The sequence below is a fragment of the Blattabacterium sp. (Blattella germanica) str. Bge genome (assembly GCF_000022605.2).
In the GTDB taxonomy this organism is placed as follows: domain Bacteria; phylum Bacteroidota; class Bacteroidia; order Flavobacteriales; family Blattabacteriaceae; genus Blattabacterium.
Genome location: NC_013454.1, coordinates 31,895 through 53,355, shown reverse-complemented (window position 1 = coordinate 53,355; position 21,461 = coordinate 31,895). Strand labels below are relative to the sequence as shown.

Annotated in this window: 21 protein-coding genes and 2 tRNA genes; 9 read left to right on the top strand and 14 right to left on the bottom strand. The window is 25.7% G+C overall.

Features of this window, described 5'->3' with window-relative positions; genetic code table 11:
- Positions 1-24: 24 nt before the first annotated feature.
- The gene (gene secA / locus BLBBGE_RS00265) at positions 25-3,312 is read right to left on the bottom strand and encodes a preprotein translocase subunit SecA (protein ID WP_012840602.1); all 3,288 of its coding nucleotides are present in this window, start codon (positions 3,310-3,312) and stop codon (positions 25-27) included.
- Positions 3,313-3,340: 28 nt separating this feature from the next.
- Positions 3,341-3,574: a DUF2795 domain-containing protein gene (locus tag BLBBGE_RS00260; protein WP_012840601.1), complete on the bottom strand. Its 234-nt coding sequence runs from the start codon at positions 3,572-3,574 to the stop codon at positions 3,341-3,343.
- Positions 3,575-3,710: 136 nt separating this feature from the next.
- On the opposite strand from BLBBGE_RS00260, the gene BLBBGE_RS00255 reads away from it, so the two are divergent.
- Both BLBBGE_RS00255 and BLBBGE_RS00250 read left to right on the top strand, forming a co-directional pair.
- Positions 3,711-4,670: a methionyl-tRNA formyltransferase gene (locus tag BLBBGE_RS00255; RefSeq protein ID WP_012840600.1), complete on the top strand. Its 960-nt coding sequence runs from the start codon at positions 3,711-3,713 to the stop codon at positions 4,668-4,670.
- A 113-nt stretch (positions 4,671-4,783) separates the two neighbouring features.
- Entirely contained in the window at positions 4,784-5,050 is a 267-nt protein-coding gene (locus BLBBGE_RS00250; protein ID WP_012840599.1) for an HU family DNA-binding protein, read from the top strand.
- A 53-nt stretch (positions 5,051-5,103) separates the two neighbouring features.
- On the opposite strand, the gene pdxH is transcribed toward BLBBGE_RS00250, so the two are convergent.
- Complete coding sequence (pdxH, locus tag BLBBGE_RS00245; RefSeq protein ID WP_012840598.1) at positions 5,104-5,763, bottom strand: pyridoxamine 5'-phosphate oxidase; 660 nt, start codon at positions 5,761-5,763, stop codon at positions 5,104-5,106.
- A 77-nt stretch (positions 5,764-5,840) separates the two neighbouring features.
- Here pdxH and BLBBGE_RS00240 point away from each other — a divergent pair.
- The 3 genes from BLBBGE_RS00240 (at position 5,841) to pheT (ending at position 9,163) form a co-directional block, all read left to right on the top strand.
- Positions 5,841-5,914: transfer RNA gene (locus tag BLBBGE_RS00240), tRNA-Met, on the top strand.
- Between the two features lie 20 nt (positions 5,915-5,934).
- Positions 5,935-7,095 carry a DNA polymerase III subunit beta gene (gene dnaN, locus BLBBGE_RS00235; RefSeq protein WP_012840597.1) on the top strand — a complete coding sequence of 387 codons (1,161 nt, stop codon included), beginning with the start codon at positions 5,935-5,937 and terminating at the stop codon, positions 7,093-7,095.
- A gap of 13 nt (positions 7,096-7,108) precedes the next feature.
- On the top strand, positions 7,109-9,163 hold the full coding sequence (gene pheT, locus BLBBGE_RS00230) for a phenylalanine--tRNA ligase subunit beta (RefSeq protein WP_012840596.1): 2,055 nt from the start codon (positions 7,109-7,111) through the stop codon (positions 9,161-9,163).
- An 11-nt stretch (positions 9,164-9,174) separates the two neighbouring features.
- Here the strand turns inward: pheT and BLBBGE_RS00225 are convergent, their stop codons facing one another.
- Both BLBBGE_RS00225 and trxB read right to left on the bottom strand, forming a co-directional pair.
- Positions 9,175-10,611: a glycine--tRNA ligase gene (locus BLBBGE_RS00225; RefSeq protein WP_012840595.1), complete on the bottom strand. Its 1,437-nt coding sequence runs from the start codon at positions 10,609-10,611 to the stop codon at positions 9,175-9,177.
- Positions 10,598-11,539 (bottom strand): thioredoxin-disulfide reductase, encoded by a 942-nt coding sequence (gene trxB, locus BLBBGE_RS00220; protein ID WP_012840594.1) that lies wholly within the window; start codon positions 11,537-11,539, stop codon positions 10,598-10,600. The genes BLBBGE_RS00225 and trxB overlap by 14 nt, the downstream gene beginning before the upstream one ends.
- A 31-nt stretch (positions 11,540-11,570) precedes the next feature.
- Between trxB and BLBBGE_RS00215 the strand changes: the two genes are divergently transcribed.
- Entirely contained in the window at positions 11,571-11,999 is a 429-nt protein-coding gene (locus BLBBGE_RS00215) for a type I restriction enzyme HsdR N-terminal domain-containing protein (protein ID WP_012840593.1), read from the top strand.
- 16 nt (positions 12,000-12,015) lie between these two features.
- On the opposite strand, the gene gap is transcribed toward BLBBGE_RS00215, so the two are convergent.
- The 7 genes from gap to fabZ all read right to left on the bottom strand — a co-directional run bounded on the left by gap (position 12,016) and on the right by fabZ (position 18,326).
- The gene (gene gap, locus BLBBGE_RS00210) at positions 12,016-13,029 is read right to left on the bottom strand and encodes a type I glyceraldehyde-3-phosphate dehydrogenase (RefSeq protein ID WP_012840592.1); all 1,014 of its coding nucleotides are present in this window, start codon (positions 13,027-13,029) and stop codon (positions 12,016-12,018) included.
- 23 nt (positions 13,030-13,052) lie between these two features.
- On the bottom strand, positions 13,053-14,843 hold the full coding sequence (lepA, locus tag BLBBGE_RS00205; RefSeq protein ID WP_149030183.1) for a translation elongation factor 4: 1,791 nt from the start codon (positions 14,841-14,843) through the stop codon (positions 13,053-13,055).
- A gap of 31 nt (positions 14,844-14,874) precedes the next feature.
- Positions 14,875-14,947, bottom strand: a tRNA-Arg gene (locus tag BLBBGE_RS00200).
- 2 nt (positions 14,948-14,949) lie between these two features.
- Positions 14,950-15,516 (bottom strand): aminoacyl-tRNA hydrolase, encoded by a 567-nt coding sequence (gene pth, locus BLBBGE_RS00195; protein WP_012840590.1) that lies wholly within the window; start codon positions 15,514-15,516, stop codon positions 14,950-14,952.
- 40 nt (positions 15,517-15,556) lie between these two features.
- Positions 15,557-16,432, bottom strand: coding sequence for a succinate--CoA ligase subunit alpha (gene sucD, locus BLBBGE_RS00190; RefSeq protein WP_012840589.1), 876 nt, complete (start codon positions 16,430-16,432; stop codon positions 15,557-15,559).
- Between the two features lie 25 nt (positions 16,433-16,457).
- A complete protein-coding gene (locus BLBBGE_RS00185; RefSeq protein WP_012840588.1) occupies positions 16,458-17,021 on the bottom strand; it encodes an elongation factor P in 564 nt (187 codons plus the stop codon).
- 30 nt (positions 17,022-17,051) lie between these two features.
- On the bottom strand, positions 17,052-18,326 hold the full coding sequence (gene fabZ / locus BLBBGE_RS00180; protein WP_012840587.1) for a 3-hydroxyacyl-ACP dehydratase FabZ: 1,275 nt from the start codon (positions 18,324-18,326) through the stop codon (positions 17,052-17,054).
- Positions 18,327-18,546: 220 nt separating this feature from the next.
- Between fabZ and rpmH the strand changes: the two genes are divergently transcribed.
- The gene (gene rpmH, locus BLBBGE_RS00175) at positions 18,547-18,696 is read left to right on the top strand and encodes a 50S ribosomal protein L34 (RefSeq protein WP_012840586.1); all 150 of its coding nucleotides are present in this window, start codon (positions 18,547-18,549) and stop codon (positions 18,694-18,696) included.
- Between the two features lie 2 nt (positions 18,697-18,698).
- On the opposite strand, the gene BLBBGE_RS00170 is transcribed toward rpmH, so the two are convergent.
- Positions 18,699-19,868, bottom strand: coding sequence for a M14 family zinc carboxypeptidase (locus tag BLBBGE_RS00170; protein ID WP_012840585.1), 1,170 nt, complete (start codon positions 19,866-19,868; stop codon positions 18,699-18,701).
- Between the two features lie 228 nt (positions 19,869-20,096).
- Positions 20,097-20,249 carry a hypothetical protein gene (locus tag BLBBGE_RS03215; protein ID WP_226989460.1) on the bottom strand — a complete coding sequence of 51 codons (153 nt, stop codon included), beginning with the start codon at positions 20,247-20,249 and terminating at the stop codon, positions 20,097-20,099.
- Positions 20,250-20,346: 97 nt separating this feature from the next.
- On the opposite strand from BLBBGE_RS03215, the gene BLBBGE_RS00165 reads away from it, so the two are divergent.
- Both BLBBGE_RS00165 and rdgB read left to right on the top strand, forming a co-directional pair.
- Positions 20,347-20,868 carry a CPBP family intramembrane glutamic endopeptidase gene (locus BLBBGE_RS00165; protein ID WP_226989459.1) on the top strand — a complete coding sequence of 174 codons (522 nt, stop codon included), beginning with the start codon at positions 20,347-20,349 and terminating at the stop codon, positions 20,866-20,868.
- A complete protein-coding gene (gene rdgB / locus BLBBGE_RS00160; RefSeq protein ID WP_012840583.1) occupies positions 20,865-21,461 on the top strand; it encodes an RdgB/HAM1 family non-canonical purine NTP pyrophosphatase in 597 nt (198 codons plus the stop codon). Before BLBBGE_RS00165 ends, rdgB begins: the two co-directional genes overlap by 4 nt.

The window sequence follows — 21,461 nt, the reverse complement described above, 5'->3', positions numbered from 1 at the left end:
TTCTAACATATTATTCTAATTATTCTAAAAAGAATCATCCTCTATTACCCACTCTCCCTGTTCTAAAAAAAATTCTGCTTGTTTAAATTTAATATTTTTTGTTTCCCCTGTAATTAAATGACGAATACTAATTCTATTATTTCTTCCCAATTTTTTTCTATTTTTACTTCTCATTAAAAGATCCATTTTTATATTATTTTTTGGAATACATAAAATATCACCTCTCATTATGGTAGATTTAAGTAAAAAAGAAACAATTTTTTTGTTAATATCATAAACTCTTTCTTGAAATAAATTAAAAGCATTTTGTTTATAAACGATTAGAGGATCTTTTTGTTCAAAGACTGCATTTTGCACAGAATATCGCAAACTGTCCATTTCACGCAAATGTTCCTTCCATTTATCGTCCATGAAACATAATATAGTCTTTTTTTCAAATATTGATAACAAAGATCGACCTTCGGTTTTATAAAATTCCTTCAAATCTGATGTAGAAACTATATTTTGTATTCCATCAGTAAAAATAACTTGTATTTGATAAAATTCCTTATTATTCACAATAATATTAGATATAATTGGCATTATATCTTTATGAATCATATTTTCCTTTTTTTTATCATAAAAATTTATGATAATATCATGAAGTTTGTTTACACAAACACGTTCTTTATAAGAGAAGAACTCTTTTTCCTGAAATGGAAATTTCATATCAAAAATTTGAATAAATTCATATTCTAAATTTTTAAAATCATTTAAAGATTTATTAACTGAGATCATTACATCTAATAAGATATAAACCATATTAGAAATATCTAAACTCAATTCGCTCTCACATAATGCATTTTTACGCTTTTTGTAAATAAATTCTCTCTGTTTATTTATAACATCATCATAGTCCAACAAACGTTTTCGCATGCTAAAATTATTGTCTTCTATTTTTTTTTGTGCTTTTTCAATAGATTTTGTTAACAAAGGATGTTGGATAATATCCCCTTCTTTATGACCAAATCTGTCCATAAGTCTTGAAAGTCTCTCTGAATCAATAAACAAACGAATTAAATCATCCTCTAATGATACATAAAATTGAGAACTTCCTGGATCCCCCTGACGTCCAGATCGACCTCTTAACTGATTATCCACTCTTCTAGAATCATGTCTTTCTGTTCCTAAAACGGATAATCCCCCATTTTTTATGACCTCCTTAGATAGTTTAATATCTGTTCCACGACCTGCCATATTAGTCGCTATCGTTACAGATCCAACTAATCCTGCTTTTGCTATTATATCCGCTTCTTTATCATGTAATTTTGCATTTAAAACATTATGCGGTATTTTTCTAAATTTTAATGCTCTACTTAAAAATTCTGAAACCTCAACAGAGGTAGTCCCAACAAGAACTGGGCGTTTTTCATGTATAGATAAATGAATAATTTTTTCTATAATGGCATTATATTTTTCTCGTTTTGTTTTGAAAACAAGATCCTGCAAATCTTTTCTTTGTACAATTTGATGTGTAGGGATCACTACTACATCCAATTTATAAATATGCCAAAATTCTCCGGATTCTGTTTCTGCTGTTCCCGTCATACCAGATATCTTTCTATACATTCTAAAGTAATTTTGTAAAGTTATTGTAGCAAAAGTTTGACTAGAAGATTCTATTTTTACATTTTCTTTTGCTTCTATGGCTTGATGTAAACCATCAGAATAACGTCTACCTTCCATAATCCGACCAGTTTGTTCATCTACTATTTTGACTTTTCCTTCTAAAACAACATAATCCACATCTCTTTCAAATAAAGTAAAAGCTTTCAGAAGCTGATTAATAGTATGTATCCTTTGTGATTTGATAGTAAAAATTTTTACTAAAAGTTTTTCTTTTTCCTTTATTTCTTTTTCTTTAGATAATTTATTGCTCTCTAAATCAGCAAGTTCTACATTTACATCTGGTAATACAAAAAATCCTACATCTTCTACATTTCTAGATAAAAATTCAATCCCTTTATCTGTCAATTCTACTGTATTATTTTTTTCATCAATCACAAAATAAAGATCTTTATCCACTTTATACATCTCCCTACCATAATCTTGTAAATACAGACTTTCAGTTTTTTGTAAAATAAAACGAATATTATCTTCACTCAGAAATTTGATTAAGGACTTTTTCTTTGGTAACCCACGATGGGCCTGGAATAATTTCAATCCACCTAATTTTTTATCTCCATTTTTGATCAAATTTTTTGCTTCTTGCAAAAAATTATTAACAACGGTATTTTGTTTATTCACAAGATTTTCTACTTTCCCTTTAAATAATTCAAATTCTTTTTTATTATCTTTTTTAGGATCTACAGGCCCGGATATAATTAAAGGAGTACGTGCTTCATCGATCAATACAGAATCGATTTCATCGATAATAGCATAGTTTAATTCTCTTTGAACTAATTCTTCTTTAGAAGAAGCCATATTATCTCTCAAATAATCAAAACAAAATTCGTTATTTGTTCCATAAGTAATATCCGCCTGATATGCCTTTTTACGTTTTTGTACATCAGAAGATGAATAATTATCAATGCAATCAACCTTTAATCCATGAAATTCCATTAAAGGGGCCATCCATCCAGTATCTCTTCTTGACAAATAATTATTAACTGTAACAATATGTACGCCTCTACCGGATAAAGCATTTAAATAAGCAGATAAAGTAGCAACAAAAGTTTTTCCCTCTCCTGTTGCCATTTCTGCTATTTTTCCTTGATGTAACACCACTCCACCCATTAATTGAACATCATAATGAACCATATCCCAAACTATTGATTTCCCATATGCATCCCATTTATTTCTCCAAATGGCTTTATTTTCATTCAAAAGGACATAAGATTTTGTTTGAGATAATTCTTTATCAAAAAAAGTAGAATTTACTACAAGTTTTTTATTTTCTTTCAAACGTCTAGCCGTTTCTTTAATCAAAGCAAAAGCTTGAGGTAAAAGATGGATCAATTCTTTTTGTTCTATTTGATAACGTTTTTCCCTAATATCTTCTATAATAGAGTATATTTTTTGCAACACACTAATAGAACAAAATTTTTCTTGTATTTTTTTTAAAAACTTTTCTTCCTCTTTATCAAATTTTTTTGTAGAATCTTTTATAATTTTTTTTAAATCATGAGTTTTATTTCTCAAACCATCATCAGATAATAAAGAGATTTTTTTTTCCTCTTCTTTGATTCTAACCAAAAACTTTCTAACCTCTTTCAGGTCCCTTTCATTTTTATTAACTAATAATTTATTTAATATTTTCCTGATAAAACTCATTCAAAATACATATCAAAAAATAAATAATTTAAAGTTCATATTCATCTCTGTTCCAATAAAAATCTTCATCGTCACGTGGATAATCTGCCCAGATATCTTCTATAGATTCAAAAATTTCTCCTTCTCCATTCTCTAATTGTTGAAGATTTTCAACGACTTCTAAAGGGGCTCCAGTACGAATAGCAAAATCAATCAATTCTTCCTTTGTTGCAGGCCAAGGTGCATCTTCCAAATGAGAAGCTAATTCTAAAGTCCAATACATATATTGATATTTTCTATATTTAATATTAAAAAATCAAAGAAAATGATATTTTTATATATTTGATTTTCAAAAATCAATGAACTTTTTCATAAAATCACAAGATAAAATTAGTGAATTTAAATTACAAATAAATTATATGAAAAAGTTTCCAAAAATTGTATTCATAGGTTCAACACATTTTTCACTTTTTTCTTTAAAAGAATTACATATAAAACAATATAATATTGTAGGAATCATTACAAGCCCTGATAATTTTTTTCATAAAAAGAAGGAAAAAATGTTTTCTCCTGTAAAAAAATATGCATTGGAGAATGATATTCCTTTTTTACAACCTATCAATCTTCTTGACAATTCTTTTTTAAGAAATCTTAAGAAATGGAATCCAGACATTCAAATTGTTGTTTCTTTCAGAATTTTACCTAAAAAAGTATGGAATTTCCCTAAAATGGGGTCTTTTAATTTACATGCCTCACTTCTTCCACAATATAGGGGTGCCGCTCCTATTAATTGGGTCATTATTAATGGAGAAAATCAAACTGGATTAACAACTTTTTTTCATAGAAAAAAAAATAGATTATGGAAAAATACTTTTACAAAAAAAATAGAAATAGAAAAAGAGGAAACTGCTGGAGAATTAGAAAATAAACTCAAAAAAATGAGTGGATCTATGGTCATAAAAACTTTAGAAGGAATAATAAAAAATAAAATAGAACCTACTGATCAAAAAAATGTGAATTCTTTAAAATATGCACCAAAAATATCCACTCTAGATTGTAAGATACAATGGGATGAACCTTCTATTGAATCCATCTATAATAAAATAAGAGGACTAAGTCCTCTTCCTACTGCATGGACTTTGTTATTTTTCAGTAAAAATAAATTTGTTAGATTCAAAATCTTTACCGTAAAAAAAATACGAAAAAAACATTTTTTTCCTATTGGATTTGTATTCATTACTTCATCATTTGAAATGCAAATATCTGTAAAAGAAGGTTTTATATCTATTATTGAAGGACAAATAGAAGGAAAAAAAAAGATGAACATTCAAAATTTAATTAATGGAATAAAAATAAGGAAAAATCTTTTTGTTAGATGAAACAATATTTTTTTTTAAGTTTGAGTTATTTATCCTTTATAAATAAATATTTTATATTTGCTATCGTTAATTATAAGATTGTTTTATAGTTAATTAAAATTAAATTTAAATTCATGAACAAAACAGAATTGGTTAATTCAATAGCTGAAAAAACTGGAATAACAAAAATAAAAGCTAAAAATGTTACGGATGCATTTATTGAAACAGTAATTGAATCTTTAAAAAAAGGAGACAAGGTCACACTCGTAGGATTTGGAACCTTTTCTGTTGTAGAAAGACATCCTAGAAATGGAGTAAATCCTAGAACAGGTAAAAAAATACATATTCCAGGAAAAAAAGTGGCTAAATTTAAAATAGGAGCAGAATTAACAAAATTGTAATAACTCAAAAATAAGATAAAGTTTGTTTAGTATACAAACTTTATCTTATTTTTTTATGGAGACAATCTATACAAGATCCACTTTTTTTCTTTTTCTAAACTGTAAACCAGTCTATCATGAAGTCTGTTTGTTTGACCTTGCCAAAATTCCATTTTGTAGGGTTTCACAATATATCCACCCCAATCGAAAGGACGTTTGATTGTTTTATTTTTAAAAAAATTATACCATTTTTTATATTGTTTTAATAAATATTCTTTAGATGAAACAGTTGAACTTTGTCTAGATGCCCAACACCCTATTTGATTTTCTTTAGGTCTTTTTTGAAAGTATTCATCAGATTTTTCTTTTTTTATTTTAGATGTTATTCCTTTAATAAGAATTTGTCTTTCTGTATTTTTCCAATAAAAAGAAATACATACTCTTGGTCTATTTTGAATAGATTTTCCTTTAAAACTATAATAATTTGTATAGAAAATAAATCCTTTTTCAGAATATTCTTTAAGTAAAACAACTCTAGTTTCTGGAACTCCATCTTCTCCTATAGTGGAAATAGACATAGCATTGATTTCCTCATTATTTTTTTTATGAATATTAAAAAGTTTTTCTTGTTGAAACCAATCATGAAATAATTGAAAAGGTTCTTTTGGAACTTCAGATTCTAATAAAGAATTTTTATGATAATTTTTTCTATAATCACTTAAATCAAAAATCATAATTCTTTTATTTTTATAAATACTATAAAAAATATACTAACTTTATTGTAGAATTTATAAAAAAAATAATCACATCAGGCGTGATAGCTCAGTTGGTTAGAGCGTTGGATTCATAACCCAGAGGTCGGGGGTTCAAATCCCCCTCACGCTATTTATTCATACACAAAAAATATGTATTTCTTTGTTTCTAGTCATTCTCTATTACAAAAATTACATACTTTATATCAAATTATAAATTCTAATAATTCAAATTCAGAATATTTTATTTTTGAAATTGTAAAAAACAAACTAAAAATCATAGTGCTATGTGATTCGGAAAATATAGTGAACACATATATAAAAGTAAATGTAAAAAAATATACAAAAGAAAAAGTAGTGGTTTCTACTAAATTAATGATAGATGTTTTGACGACATTTCCTAATGAAACACTTTTTTTTAAGAAAAAAAAAATAGCACTAAACATTTTTTCTGAACAAGGATCTTATAAAATTCCTATATATTTTCATAAATATTCGATGAATTTTTTTAAAAAAAAAGAATCCATATTTAGATCATCCACTATGAAAATAACTTTATTTTCAAACATTCTTTCAAAAATATTAAATCAAACATTATTCGCTGTTGGGGACAAAAAATTTCAACCAATATTGAATGGAGTTTTTTTTCAATTTTCTCCTTATGAAGCAAATTTTGTAGCGACAGACACTTTTCGTATGGTAAAATATACTATAAAAAACCTAAAATTTGATAAATATATTGAATTTACTATTCCAAAAAAATCTCTCGATATAATTAGAGAAATTTTAAAAAATGAAAAGAATAGCAATATAGTCATTGAATACAATAATAAAATTAATATAGTATTTCATTTTCAAAATCATATTTTTTCATGTAGATTGATTAACCAAAAATATCCAAATTACAATTCCGTTATTCCTAATAACAATTGTGACGTATCATTTGTTATCAATAGGCTTTTATTATTAAATACCATCAGAAGAATTTCTATTTTTTCTAAAAAAAAAAAGAATTTCATTCATTTACACTTAAATCGTAATAAATTGAAAATTTTTGAACAAAAAGCTATCAATAATTACAATTTTGGATCAAAAATAAAATGTAAACCTATTTTTGATGATTTAAGAAAAATAGAAAGTATTCAAATGGGTTTCAACTCCAAATTTTTAATTGAAATTTTATCTTCTTTGAATGAAAACTTTATTTCTTTTGAACTATATCATTCGAATAAAATAGGTATTTTAAGACCCTTTTCTAATAAGAATAAAAAAAAGAAAGAATCGATTTCTATATTGATCATGTCTACAATATGAAAATATCATACAATTGGCTAAAAAATATATATCTATTAATATAAATGTGGAAACCCTATCCTGTATTTTGACTGATATAGGATTACCAGTAAAAAGTATTATCAAAAAAATATTTGATGAGGTAGAGGATTCTATTTTAGATGTAGAAGTAACTCCCAATCGTACAGATGCTATGAGTCATTATGGAATAGCACGTGATTTGTATGCTATATTAAAATTCAGAGGATATACGGTAAATTTATCTAAACCTACGATTATCAATGATAATTTTTCTCATCATAATAGTCATATACAAATTCTTGTACAAGAAAATAAAAAATGTATCAGATATTCTGGAATGTCAATTTATAAAATAAAAATAGAACCTTCTCCACATTGGTTAGTTTCTAGATTAAAATCTATAGGGATAAACTCTATCAATAACATAACAGATGTTATAAATTTTGTAATGTATGAATTAGGACAACCTATCCATGTTTTTGATATGGATCAAATAGAAGGAAAAAAAATTATAATAAAAAATGCTGAAAAAAATACATATCTGAAATCTTCAGATAGCATCACACGAAAACTTGATGAAGATGATTTAATCATTTGTGATATCAACAAACCATTGTCTTTATCTGGAATAATCAATAGTATTCAATCGGATATACATGCAAATACTAAAAATATTTTTTTAGGTAGCGCTTATTTTAGTCCTATTTTTATACGATCAATTGGAAAAAAACACTTTCTAAAAACAGAATCACAATATCTTTTTGAAAGAGGAACGGACCCTAATCAAACTGTATATGCTTTGCAAAGAACTGCTTTTCTTATAAAAAATATAACAAAAATAAAAACATACTCCCATATTACTGATATTTATCCTAGTCCTATATCTTATTCAATGATTCATCTTAGATATCAAAAAATTAGAAACATTCTGGGAAAAAAAATATCTAAAAAAAAAATAAAAAAGATTTTATCATTGCTAGAAATTGTTATTCATGCTGAAAATGACAAATATTTATTTGTGGGAGTTCCTCCTTATAGAATAGATGTTAATAGAGAAATCGATTTAATAGAAGAAATATTGCGTATTAATGGGATCAATAAAATTAAAATCTCCGATCAAATCAAAATATCTCCACTTCCTAATTTTTGTTATAAAACAGAATATAAAATACAAAAAATACTTTTTGAACAATTAGTTTGTTATGGATTTCAAGAAATTATTTCTTCCACTATGAGAAATGAAAATCAATATTCCACTTTATTCAATTCTTTTTTTAATAGAGAAGAAATTAAAATTCTTAATCCAATCAATCAAAATTATAAGTTTATGCGTTCCAGTTTATTATTTGGTATGATAGATTGCATAGAGTTTAATTGTAAAAAAATCAATTATGATAATTCTAATATAAAATTTTTTGAAATAGGAAAAATATATTATAAACAGAATAATAAGTTTTTAGAAAAAACATATCTAGGAATCGCAATATTACAGAAAATAGAAAAAAAATATATAGACTTTAAACCTTTTTTCTATTTAAAAGGAATTGTGGAACAAATTTTTCAAAAAAGCGGAATTTGCAATTATACTCAAATATATTCTAAACATCCTTTATTAGAGAATAGCATTTCTATATTATACAATAACAGAAACCTAGTTGAACTGGGAAAGTTCAAAAATAATATTTTAAGAAAAAAAGAAATTTTCTATGCAGAAATTGATTGGGAATATTTAATTTCCATTATTCAACAAAAAAAAATAACTTATATTCCATTTTCTAAATATCCTACCTCTAGGAGAGATTTGTCTTTATTAGTCGATAAAACTATTTCTTTTGAAAAAATAAATCAGTTGATAAAGAAAAAAGAAAGTCATATAATTAGAAAAATTAAAATATATGATTTTTATGAAAGCGAAAATTTACCACAATCAAAAAAATCCTATACTATTAGTTTCTTTTTTGAAAGTCAAAAAGAAACATTAACTGAAAAAATTATCAATAATTCTATGAAAAAAATTGAATTTTTCTTAAAAAAAGAATTAAAAGCTGAAATCAGAGAAAAAAAATAGATTATATGGAATTAAGATAATTTTTTTAAAATTTTTTCTAATCCGGTTTCATATTTTATGATTCTGCATATATCTTTTATATGGACTCTTTTTTGTTGCATACTGTCTCTATATCTCATAGTAACTGTGTTTGTTTCTATAGTTTCATAATCTACAGTAAAACACAAAGGTGTTCCTATGGCATCTTGTCTTCTATATAATTTTCCAATAGATTCTTTTTCATCATAAATTAATTTATGATGAATTTTAAAATCATTGAATATTTTTTTTGCAGTTTCTGGCAATCCATCTTTTTTAACGAGTGGAAAAATAGCTCCTTTTATAGGAGATAAATAAGGAGGAAGTTTTAGTACAATACGTGTATTTCCATTCTCTAATTTTTCTTCTTTCAGAGAAGAAGTAAATATGGCTAAAAAAAGACGATCTAAGCCAAGAGATGTTTCTATTACATAAGGAATGTAGTTTTTTCTTGATTCGAAGACTCTTAATTTTTTTTTTGAAAAATATTCATGTTTTTTTAAGTCAAAATCTCTGCGAGAATGAATCCCTTCTACTTCTTGAAATCCAAAAGGAAAATTGTATTCAATATCTGAACCTGCACTAGCATAATGAGCCAAATGATCATGATCACGTAATTTATAATTTTTTTGATCTCCCAAAAATAAATGCCATTTAAAACGGATATCTTTCCAATATTCATACCATTTTTTTTCTTCTTCAGGAAAAATGAAAAATTGCATTTCCATTTGCTCAAATTCTCGCATTCTAAATATAAATTTTCTTGCAAAAATTTCATTTCTAAATGATTTTCCTATTTGAGCTATTCCAAATGGAATTTTCATTCTATTAGATTTTATTACATTATTAAAATTGCAAAATATACCCTGAGCTGTCTCTGGACGTAGATATAAATCTTTTTTATTTTCATTTTTTATTTGAAACATCATATTGAAATGACGAATTTTTGTCCAATTTTTTGTTTTAGAGATAGAATCACGAATATTTAATTCATCAACTAAAGTTTTCAGATCTAAAAAATCTTTTTTTTTTAAAGATTTAGACAAACGGAACAATATATTTTCTTTTTTTCTAAGATTTTTTGAAAAATGTTTTTCTACATGTTCTTTAATCAAAATATCAGGACGATATCTTTTTTTGGAATCCTTATTATCAATTAATAACTCATTAAATTCATTAACATGTCCTGAGGCATCCCAAATTTCAGAACGCATCAGTATCGAAGAGTCGATTCCTACTATATTTTCATGAAGAAAAGTCATTGACTTCCACCAAAATTCTTTAATATTATTTTTTAATTCAATTCCGTATGGACCATAATCATAAACAGCATTTAATCCCCCATAAATTTCACTAGAAGGAAAAATAAAACCATAACTTTTTGCGTGAGAAACTAAAAAATCAAAAAAATGATCATTACATTTTTTCATGATATAAATATCTTTCTAAATCCAAAGCGGCCATACATCCAGTTCCAGCAGAAGTTATAGCTTGCCTATAATTCGGATCTTGTACATCTCCTGCAGCAAAAACTCCTGGTTTATTAGTCATTGTACTTCCTTTTTTGACAATAACATATCCTCTATCATCCAAATCTAATTTATTTTTAAAAATTTCTGTATTAGGAATATGACCAATTGCAATGAATAAACCGTTTACTAAAAGAGTAGTGTTCATTTTTTTTTCATGATTAAATATCTGAACACCTTCCAAAAAATCATTTCCAATAATTTTTGTAATTTGAGAACAAAATAATACATTTACATTACTTCTTTTTGAAAGATGAAATTGTAATATTTTGGATGCTTTTAAATAATTTTTTCTAACTATCAAATATACTTTTTTACAAATTTTTGATAAATAATTAGCCTCTTCTAAAGCCGTATCTCCCCCTCCTATAACGGCTACATCTTTTCCTTTATGAAAAAATCCATCGCAAGTAGCGCAAAAAGAAACACCAAGTCCTGTTAATCTCTTTTCTTTCTCTATTCCTAAAAATTTAGGACGAGAACCTGTGGCTATAATAAGTCCTCTGCTCTCTATACATTCTTTTTCAAAAAAAATATTATGAATTCCTCCCTTATGATTGGATAAAAATACGTTTGTTACGGATTGGTTGATTATTTTAGTATTAAAACGTTCTGCTTGTTTTTTGCAATTTTCCATAAAATCTATACCTCCAATCCCAGCAGGAAATCCAAGATAATTATCAATATTTGTTGTAGTGGTTAATTGTCCGCCTGGTTGAAATCCTACAAAAAGAATAGGATTAAGATCCGCTCTAGATGCATAAATTGCAGCAGAATAACCAGCAGGACCGGATCCAATAATAACACAATCTTGTATTTTTTTTAGCATAAAAACATTTTTTCTTATTTTATATTTTATTATGTTCAATTTTTTTATCAAAAAATATTTACACTTAAATCAAATAAAAAATAAAGTTTATATATTTTGCGCTATCAGAAAAAAATTCTATTCTTTCACTCAGGAAGAAGTAATACGTCAATATATAATTTTTTTGTTAAAAACAATAAAAAATTATAATGATTCGAATATATGGGTTGAACATCCTTTACTAATCAATAAACTAAATAAAAGAATAGATATTCTTGTTCAATTGAATGAAAAACCACACATAATTATAGAATGTAAAGCTCCTAAAATTCCTATAACACAAAAAACCTTTGATCAAATTTCCATATACAATAGTGTAATACAAGCTCCTTTTTTAATGATAAGCAATGGAATAAAAAATTTTATTTTTCAAGTTGATAAGTATAAAAAAAAATTTTCATTTTTAAAATACATTCCATGAATCTACTTGAATATTCCTAAATAGGAATAGTAGAAGACATATAATCAATAAGATCTACTAATTTTGTAGAATAACCAACTTCATTATCATACCACGAAACTATTTTTAAAAAATTTGGACTCAACATAATACTAGAATTAGCATCAAAAATGGAAATTCTATGGTCTCCTATAAAATCTGATGAAACAACAGCTTCATCTGTATATCCTAATATCCCTTTCAACATAGTTTCAGAAGCTGTCTTCATACAATGTTTAACTTTATCATAATTGGTTCTATGTTTCAAACAAACTGTAAAATCCAACACCGACACATCTGCTACAGGAACTCTAAAAGCCATTCCAGTTAGTTTTCCATGTAAACTTGGTATAATTTTTCCCACTGCATTTGCCGCACCCGTAGACGCAGGAATAATATTAATTAATGAAGATCTTCCTGCTCTCCAATCTCTATATGAAGCAGAATCAACTACTTTTTGAGTAGCAGTGGAAGCATGTATAGTGGTCATTAAACCCTCTAATACTCCAAAATTATCATCTAGTACTTTAACAATTGGAGATAAACAATTTGTTGTACAGGATGCATTAGATACAATATTTTGATTTGGTTTGATTTTTTTATGATTCACTCCCATGACAAACATAGGAATATCATCTTTAGGAGGTGCTGATAAAATAATTTTTTTAGCTCCTGATTTCAAATGTGCACTAGCTAAATCTTTCGTTAAAAAAAGTCCAGTTGATTCAACAACGTATTTTACATTTAAATCCCCCCAATTTAGTTGATTAGGATCTTTTTGATTGGTTACTTTAATTCGTTTTTCATTTAACACTAAATAATTTTCATCTTCTATTCGAATATTTCCTTTAAAAGAACCATGAACAGAATCATATTTTAATACATAAGCTAAATATTCTATAGAAATTAAATCATTTACAGATACTACTTCAATATTTTTTCTATTTAAAGCAGACAATAAAACTAATTTTCCTATTCTTCCAATACCATTTATTCCTATTTTAATAGACATATTAAATAATTTTTAATTTTGAATTAATTTTTAACTTTCAAAAAAGTCATAAAAGCAGATGATGGAATTTCAACTTTTCCTATTTTTCTCATTTTTTTCTTTCCTTTTCTTTGTTTTTCTATGAGTTTTTTCTTACGAGAAACATCTCCTCCGTAACATTTCTCAGTTACATTCTTTCTTAAAGCTTTAATAGTTTCTCTTGCTATAATTTTTCCAGATACAGAAACTTGAATAGGAATACTAAATTGATGTTTTGGAATTAATACAGCTAATTCTTGACATATTTTTTTTGCAAAAAATAAAGCTTTAGTTTTGTGAACTAAAATAGATAAAGATTCTATTTTTTCATAATTAATCAATACAGTAATTTTTCTTAAATCTGAATCTCTATAACCAATAAAATTATAATCAAAAGAAGCATATCCTCTTGAAATCGTTTTCAATTGATCATAAAAATCAAATACAATTTCAGATAAAGGCATTTCAAATATAATTTTTATTCTTTCAGACGTAAAATAATTCTGATTTTCAATCATTATACCACGTTTACCAATACACAAAGAAATAATGTTTCCTATATAAACATTTTTAGTCATAATAGATACTGAAACATAAGGTTCTTCTACTTTTTTAAATTTTTCCATTTCTGGAAAATCTGAAGGATTATTGACTAAAATAATTTGATTATTTTTCATATGAACTTTATAAGAAACATTAGGAATAGTAAGTATTACAGAAATACCATATTCTCGTTCTAAACGATCTTTAATGACTTCCATATGAAGCAATCCTAAAAAACCACAATGAAATCCAAATCCTAAAGCAGGAGATGATTCGCTACTAAAAGAAAAAGCGGCGTCATTTAAATGTAACTTTTCCATAGAAGAACGTAATTCCTCATATTTATCAGAATCAACTGGATAAATACTTGCAAAAACCATAGGTTGAATTTCTTCAAATTTTTCTATAGCTTTAACAGCAGGATTCTGAGCATCCGTTATTGTATCACCTACTTTAACCTCAAAAGTATTCTTTATTCCAGAAACAAGATATCCAACATCTCCTGTATTAATTTGATTTTTAGAAATACGTTTTAATTTCAATATACCTACTTCATAAGCATAATAAACCTTTCCTGTGGACATAAATCGTAATTTTTGTCCTTTTCGAATAGAACCATTTTTTACTCTAAAAAAAGCTTCTATTCCTGTAAATGGATTATATAAAGAATCGAAAATAAGAGCTTGTAAAGGTGCTTTATGATCTCCTTTTGGAGCAGGAATACATGTAACAATTTTTTCTAAAACATTATCAATCCCTAGTCCATTTTTAGCACTAACAGGAATAATATCTTCCATTTTACATTGAACTAACTCCATTATTTCTTCCATGACTTCTTCAGAAATTGAATCCAATAAATCAATTTTGTTCAAAACTGGAATAATGACAAGATTTTTTTTCAAGGCTAAAGAAAGATTAGATATAGTTTGAGCTTGTATACTCTTGGTACAATCTACAACTAATAAAGCCCCTTCACATGCTGCAATAGAACGTGATACTTCATAAGAAAAATCTACATGACCAGGAGTATCTATTAAATTTAGAATGTATACTTGATCATTGTATTTATATTCCATTTGAACAGCATGACTTTTTATAGTAATTCCACGTTCTCTCTCCAAATCCATATCATCTAATAACTGATTTCGTTTTCTTTCAGAAACAGTTTTTGTAAACTCCAATAAACGATCTGCTAATGTACTTTTTCCGTGATCTATATGTGCAATAATACAAAAATTACGAATATAATGAATCATGACAATTTGATTAGGTTAATAAATAATATAACCTTGAAGGGATTCGAACCCATACCATAGGAATCGGAATCCTATATTCTATCCTATTAAACTACAAGGTCAACTAAGAATTCGCATTGAACAAATTCATTGTTTTTTGCAATCCATTTGTTACAAATGAAAATATTATTTTGATTCCTACATCTAATTTAGAATATAAACAATCTATTTCTTCATTTTTCCAATTTTCTAATACATAAGAGTCTATTCTTTTTTCCAAATGATTTTTAATTCCAAAACGAAGACGTGCGTAATGCGATGTTCCTATTTCTTTTTCTACACTTTTTAATCCATTATGTCCTCCACTTCTACCTTTTCCTCTTAATCGAAAATTTCCGAAATTCAGAGAAATATCATCAGATATTATAAGAATATTTCTTAATAAAATTTTTTCTTTTTTCATCCAATATTTAACAGATAAACCACTATGATTAACGTAAGTAGAAGGTTTTAAAAAAAAAAGCAATTTTTTTTCAAAATTAAACTCTGAAATGAATCCGAGTTTTTTCTTTGAGAAAGAAAAAAAATGTTTTTTAGCTATTTGATCCAAAATTAAAAATCCAAGATTATGTCTTGTTTTTTTATATAAATATCCGGGATTTCCTAATCCAATTATTAAAAATTTCTCCATTATTATTTGAACAATTTGTTTTTAACAAAATGAAAAAAAATTAATGAAGAACTTCATATACAGTCATTCCTATATTTGCTGGAGATTTAACTATATGTATTCCACTTTCTTTCATTATATTCATTTTAACTTGTGCTGTTTCTATTTTTTTTTCTATAATAGCACCAGCGTGTCCCATTGTCCTTCCTTTAGGAGCTGTTTGTCCTGCTATAAAACTTATTATTGGTTTTTGATTATTCAATTTTTTTATCCATTCTGCAGCCTCAATTTCCAGTTTTCCTCCTATTTCTCCAATCATAACAATACATTCAGTTTCTTGATCCTCTAAAAATAGTTCCATGATTTCTTTTATACTCATTCCAATAACAGAATCTCCTCCTATTCCAACAGCTGTAGAAATTCCATAACCAAGTTTTACAATTTGATCTGCAGCTTCATAGGTAAGAGTTCCTGATCTAGAAATTATTCCTATTTTTCCTTTTTTTCTAAAAACTGAATTAGGCATAATACCCACCTTGGATTCTTCTGGAGAAATAATTCCAGGACAATTTGGACCAATTAAACAAGACTTTTTTTCTTTTAATAAATGTTTGATTATAATCATATCTGAGACAGGAATCCCTTCTGTAATGCAAACGATAACTTCAACATTTGCAAAAATAGATTCCAAAATAGCATCTGAAGCAAAAGGAGAAGGTACGAAAATAACACTTACATTTCCTCCAGTATTTTTTACAGCTTCTTCAACAGTATTAAAAACAGGAACTCCTAAATAGGTCTTTCCTCCTTTTCCTGGTGTCACCCCACCTACTATAGATGTTCCATAATTTATCATTTGTTCAGTATGAAACAAACCCTCTTTTCCTGTTAATCCTTGTACAAGAACTTTAATGTTTTTATCTATCAAAATACTCATAATCTTTTCTAATTTATGCAAAATTTCACTTTCTAATTCTTTCTATATAAGATCTATGTTCCGTATTGATCTTAACAAATTCTCCTATATCTATAAAAGAAGGGACCAATAATCTAGTTCCTGTTTCTAAAACAGCAATTTTATTGGTGTTGTTAATAGTATCTCCCTTTTTTACAAATTCTGTGTGTTTCACTTTTAAAATAACAGTGGAAGGTATTTTTAAAAATAAAAAAATCTTTTCTTTTTCATTTTTAACATGAAAAAAAATCGTAATCTTCATTCCTTCTTTTAAAAATTCTATATTTTTTATAAGCTTTTTTTCTATTTGTATTTGATCACAATTGATTTCATTCATAAAATAAAAAAAATCCTTTTCCTTGTATAAATACCTATAAAAATTAGATTCTACTTTTACTTCTTTAAGTTTATGTTTTGCTGAAAAATTATTTTCTAAAACATGACCTGTTACCAGATTTTTTAATTTAGTTCTTACAAAAGCATATCCTTTTCCTGGTTTTACATGAAGAAAATCAATTATTTTATACACTTCTTTGTTCCATTGTATATGTAATCCTTTTCTAATATTCATTTATTCATTTTTTTTTAATTAAAACTTTTCTCAAGATTTTTCATGGTTTTTAACTATTTTAGCCATAACTTCTGCTTCTACTACGAGTTTATTATTAACGTAACCTTTTCCTTGCATATGAACTATTCCTCTTTTCATAGACTCTAATAAATCCACTTTAAAAATAATAATATCTCCAGGTACTATTTTATGTTTAAATCTCACTTTATCTATTTTTAAAAAATAAGTAGAATATAATTCAGGATTGTTTAATTTATTTAGTACAAGAATTCCACCTACTTGTGCTATAGCTTCTACCTGCAAAACTCCAGGCATTATTGGTTCATTTGGAAAATGACCGATAAAAAACGATTCATTCATAGTCACATTTTTGATTCCCGTTACACTATTTTCCGTTAAGTCTATGATTTTATCTACCATAAGAAATGGAGGTTTGTGTGGCAAAATTTTCATGATTTTTTTTATATCCAAGATGGGTTTTCTTGCTAAATCAAATTTAGGAATATCATGTTTTTTAATTTTCTTAATCAACTCTTTTAAAAATTGCATAATAATATAATTATTTGGCTTATAAAAAATTAATTTTCCTTTTAATTTAGTTCCTGTTAAAGTTAAAAACCCTATAATGTCTAAAATGAGATGTTTAGCTATTTCATTAGATTCTTGATAATAAGGAAAAGGAAAAAAGGAATTTTCTCTTATAGTTCTTCTTTCTCTAAGAATACAAAAAGTTTTTGAACCAGCTATTTTTTGTTTAAATTGACCTATATTTTTTAAAACTGCATTTTGTGTATTCAGAAATTTGGATTCAAAATCTATCATGGTTATTATTTCAAATTTTTTATCAGGTAAAGCAATAATTTCTGCTCCTGTTTTTCTATTTTTAGAAGAGATGATTTCTGTTATTGAATAATATTTTCTGCTTGCATTTTGTTCTATAATTCCAACTTTTTCAATTGCTTCTACAAAAAATTTAGAAGAACCATCCATAATAGGAATTTCTATATTATCTAATTCTAGAATAACATTATCTAAATCCATTCCGTAAAGAGCAGCTAGAAGATGTTCAATTGTATAAATTTTCAATCCATTTTTTTCTAAAATGATACCTTGATCTATTGTATCTTTTAACAAAAAAGAAAAATGTACCCTTATGCAAGGTTTTCCTTGTATATCTGTTCTGATGAAAATAAATCCTGTATCTTCTGGAGCTGGGTTAAAAGTAATAGTCACTTTTTTTTCAGTATATAAACCGAATCCTTGCAAAGAAATTTTTCCAGCAATAGTTTTTTGCTTTTCAAGCATATTATATATATATTAGATTCTGTTGATTTAAAACATCAATTTTTCAGAAAAAATAAAAAATTTTATGTAAGTTATTCGTTGTTGATTCTGTCATACTTATGAATTTTTCAAGACGTGTTGCTTTTTTTTTTACAGGTTTTATTATTGGTCTTTTAATCCTGTTATTTTTTTATTATCAAAATTGAAAAATAAAAAAAAGACTTTTCTAATCTTATAAAATATGAAAAGAACTTATCAACCTTCTAATAGAAAAAAAGTTAATGTTCACGGATTTATGAAACGAATGAACACGAAAGCAGGTCGCATAATTATATCTAGAAGAAGAAAAAAAGGAAGAAAAAAATTATCAGTTTCTAATTTTAAAAAATAAAATTAAAAAATCTGGAAAGATTCCACATCTCCAATTGTTGGATATCTTTTTCCATTTTTTCCATGAAAAAGGAAACCTGGAACAATAAATTCTTCATAAGCAAAAAAATTTGATAAATCTCCTATATCAACAATTTTAGAAATAAAGGAGAGATTTTTTCGATCAACATCAAATTCTTCAAAACTCATTAGTCCTATATCTATTATAAATTTATCGTCTCCTTTTTGTATTTGAACCTTTCTATATATTTTATCTAATAAAACATTTTTGTTTTCTGGAATGGAAAAATAAAATTTATAATCTTTTTCAAGATTTTCTTTTTGAGAAGAAATAAAATAAAATCCTGCAAGAATAGATAAAGTATTATATTTTCTAATTTTCTCTTTTTGACTATCTTTAGGATAATTTCCTGCTTCTAAAAGGATACAAGGATAACCTAACTTTTGCAAGTTATCTCCAGTTGCTGTAGGATAAAAATCATCAGAGAATCTTCCTACTGATCCAACATGAGGTAATATTTTTTGAATTTCTTTTGTAATAAAATGTATAATTCCCATAGATTTTTTTCTTTGAATCAAATCAATATTTTTTTCTACAGAAACAGAAGGTGATAAAAAAGATAAAATCGCAGGATTAAAATATTTATTTCCAACATTATAAATACTTCTTTGATCATGTAAATTAAATAAAATATGAGGTTTATGTTTGTGAATTTCCTGAAAAAGGACTTGTATTTCTGGAGATTGTAAACGAATAGCATCTCGATTTAAATCAATATTTATAGCATTTCTTCTTTGAAATATCTCAGATCCATCAGGATTCAACATTGGAATATATAAAATAGTTAAATTTTTGATAAAAAATTGAACTAAGTCGTGATCTTTCTGTTTTGAAAAAAAATAAAGAATATCAAACATAGATTTTGTTCCTGTAGTTTCATTTCCATGCATTTGAGACCAAATAAATACTTTTATTTTTCCTATTCCCCATTCTATTTTGAAAATTTTTCTTTTTTCTACAGACAGTCCTATCGGAGTAATAGAACATGTGTTTTTATATTTTTCAATGATTTCCAATAAATTACAATATCTAAAGATCTTGGATGGATTAATGCTTTTATCTTTAAAAGATTCATAACTATGAAATATAGATTTAATATCAAATAACGACATAATAATTTATTAATTTTTATTAAAAGAGTTCTATATTTATTTTAATTTTATCTTTCAATAGCATAAAAGAAAGATGATAAAAATTATCAAACAATAAAACTAATGCTAAATTAAACGATTTTGTGAATTTTTGACGTCTGAATAAAAATTGTATTTTCAATTTTTTTTTCTGAAAACAGAATAAGATAAGATGAACTTTTTGATTATGAAGAATTATTTTAAAATAAATTACATAGAGTCTATTTTATTAATAGTTGCATTTACTGCTTTAAATTTTTTCAATGTAATTTTTAGAAAATTATTAATTTCTCTCAATTTACCTGATAGTATGATATTTTCAATATCATATACCCTTCCTTTCATATTTTTATTTATTTTCATTTCTCATCAAGCCCAAAAAAAAAATCTCATTATAGACCTATCTATGAAATTTTCATCATGGTATATTTATCTTATTATTTTTTGTATGATGTTTTGTATGATTATTCTAAACGAATACATTTCTTCATTAGTACCGAGAGAAGGCCCTATATTAGGCAATATGTATAAAGAAATTGAAGAATTTTTAAAAAAAGAAGTTAAAAATCCAATTCCCTTTTTTTCCACTACAGTATTATTGGCTCCTATATGTGAAGAAGTTCTTTTTCGAGGAATTATTTTGAATGGGATGTTAAAAAATAAAATACATCCAATAAAAGCTATTTTATTTTCTTCATTTTTGTTTGGTTTGACTCATATGAACCCATGGCAATTTGTAGGAGGTCTTTTTATTGGAAGTTTTATAGGGTTTATTTATTTTGTAACGTCTTCTATTATAGATTGTATATTATTACATGTTTTTAATAATGCCTTTGCCGTATTTAGTATGTTTTTCTTTATGAAAAACGAAGAAATTCTTTCACAGGAAATAGATATAAATTTTTGGTTAATTTTAACGATTATTTTCACTATAATAGTTGCAGGTTGTATTTTTCTCTTAAAAAAAAGAAGAAAAATATGAACAAAATTTTTTTTGTTACAAATAATGTTTTTAAAGAACAAGAGATAAGAATTTTTTTTCAATCTAATCAATATCAAAAATTCAATCTTTTATCTTTGAAAGATATTGATTTTCGAGATTCGATTCCTGAATCTGGAAATTCTTTTAAAGAAAATGCTTTATTAAAATCTGAATTTTTTTTTCAAAAAACACATCTTCCTTGTTTTTCTGAAGATTCTGGATTGAAAGTAGAATATTTAAATGGAAAACCTGGAATTTATTCCTCAAGATATTCTAAAACAAAAAATAGTATGGATAATATGAAAAAATTATTATCAAATATGATAAAAGATACTTCCAGAAAAGCAGAATTGTTTTCCGTTTTTTGTTTAAAAATAAATGAAAAAGATACTTATTTTTTTAAAGGAAAATTATCTGGAAAAATTTCTAGAAAAATTATTGTAAATCAAGGATTTGGTTATGATCCCATATTTATTCCAAATCACTATAAACATACTTTATCTGAAATAAATATTGATAAAAAAAATAAAATCAGCCATAGAATCAAAGCTTTCAAAAAATTAATTCAATTTCTGAACAATAGAAATTTTTAA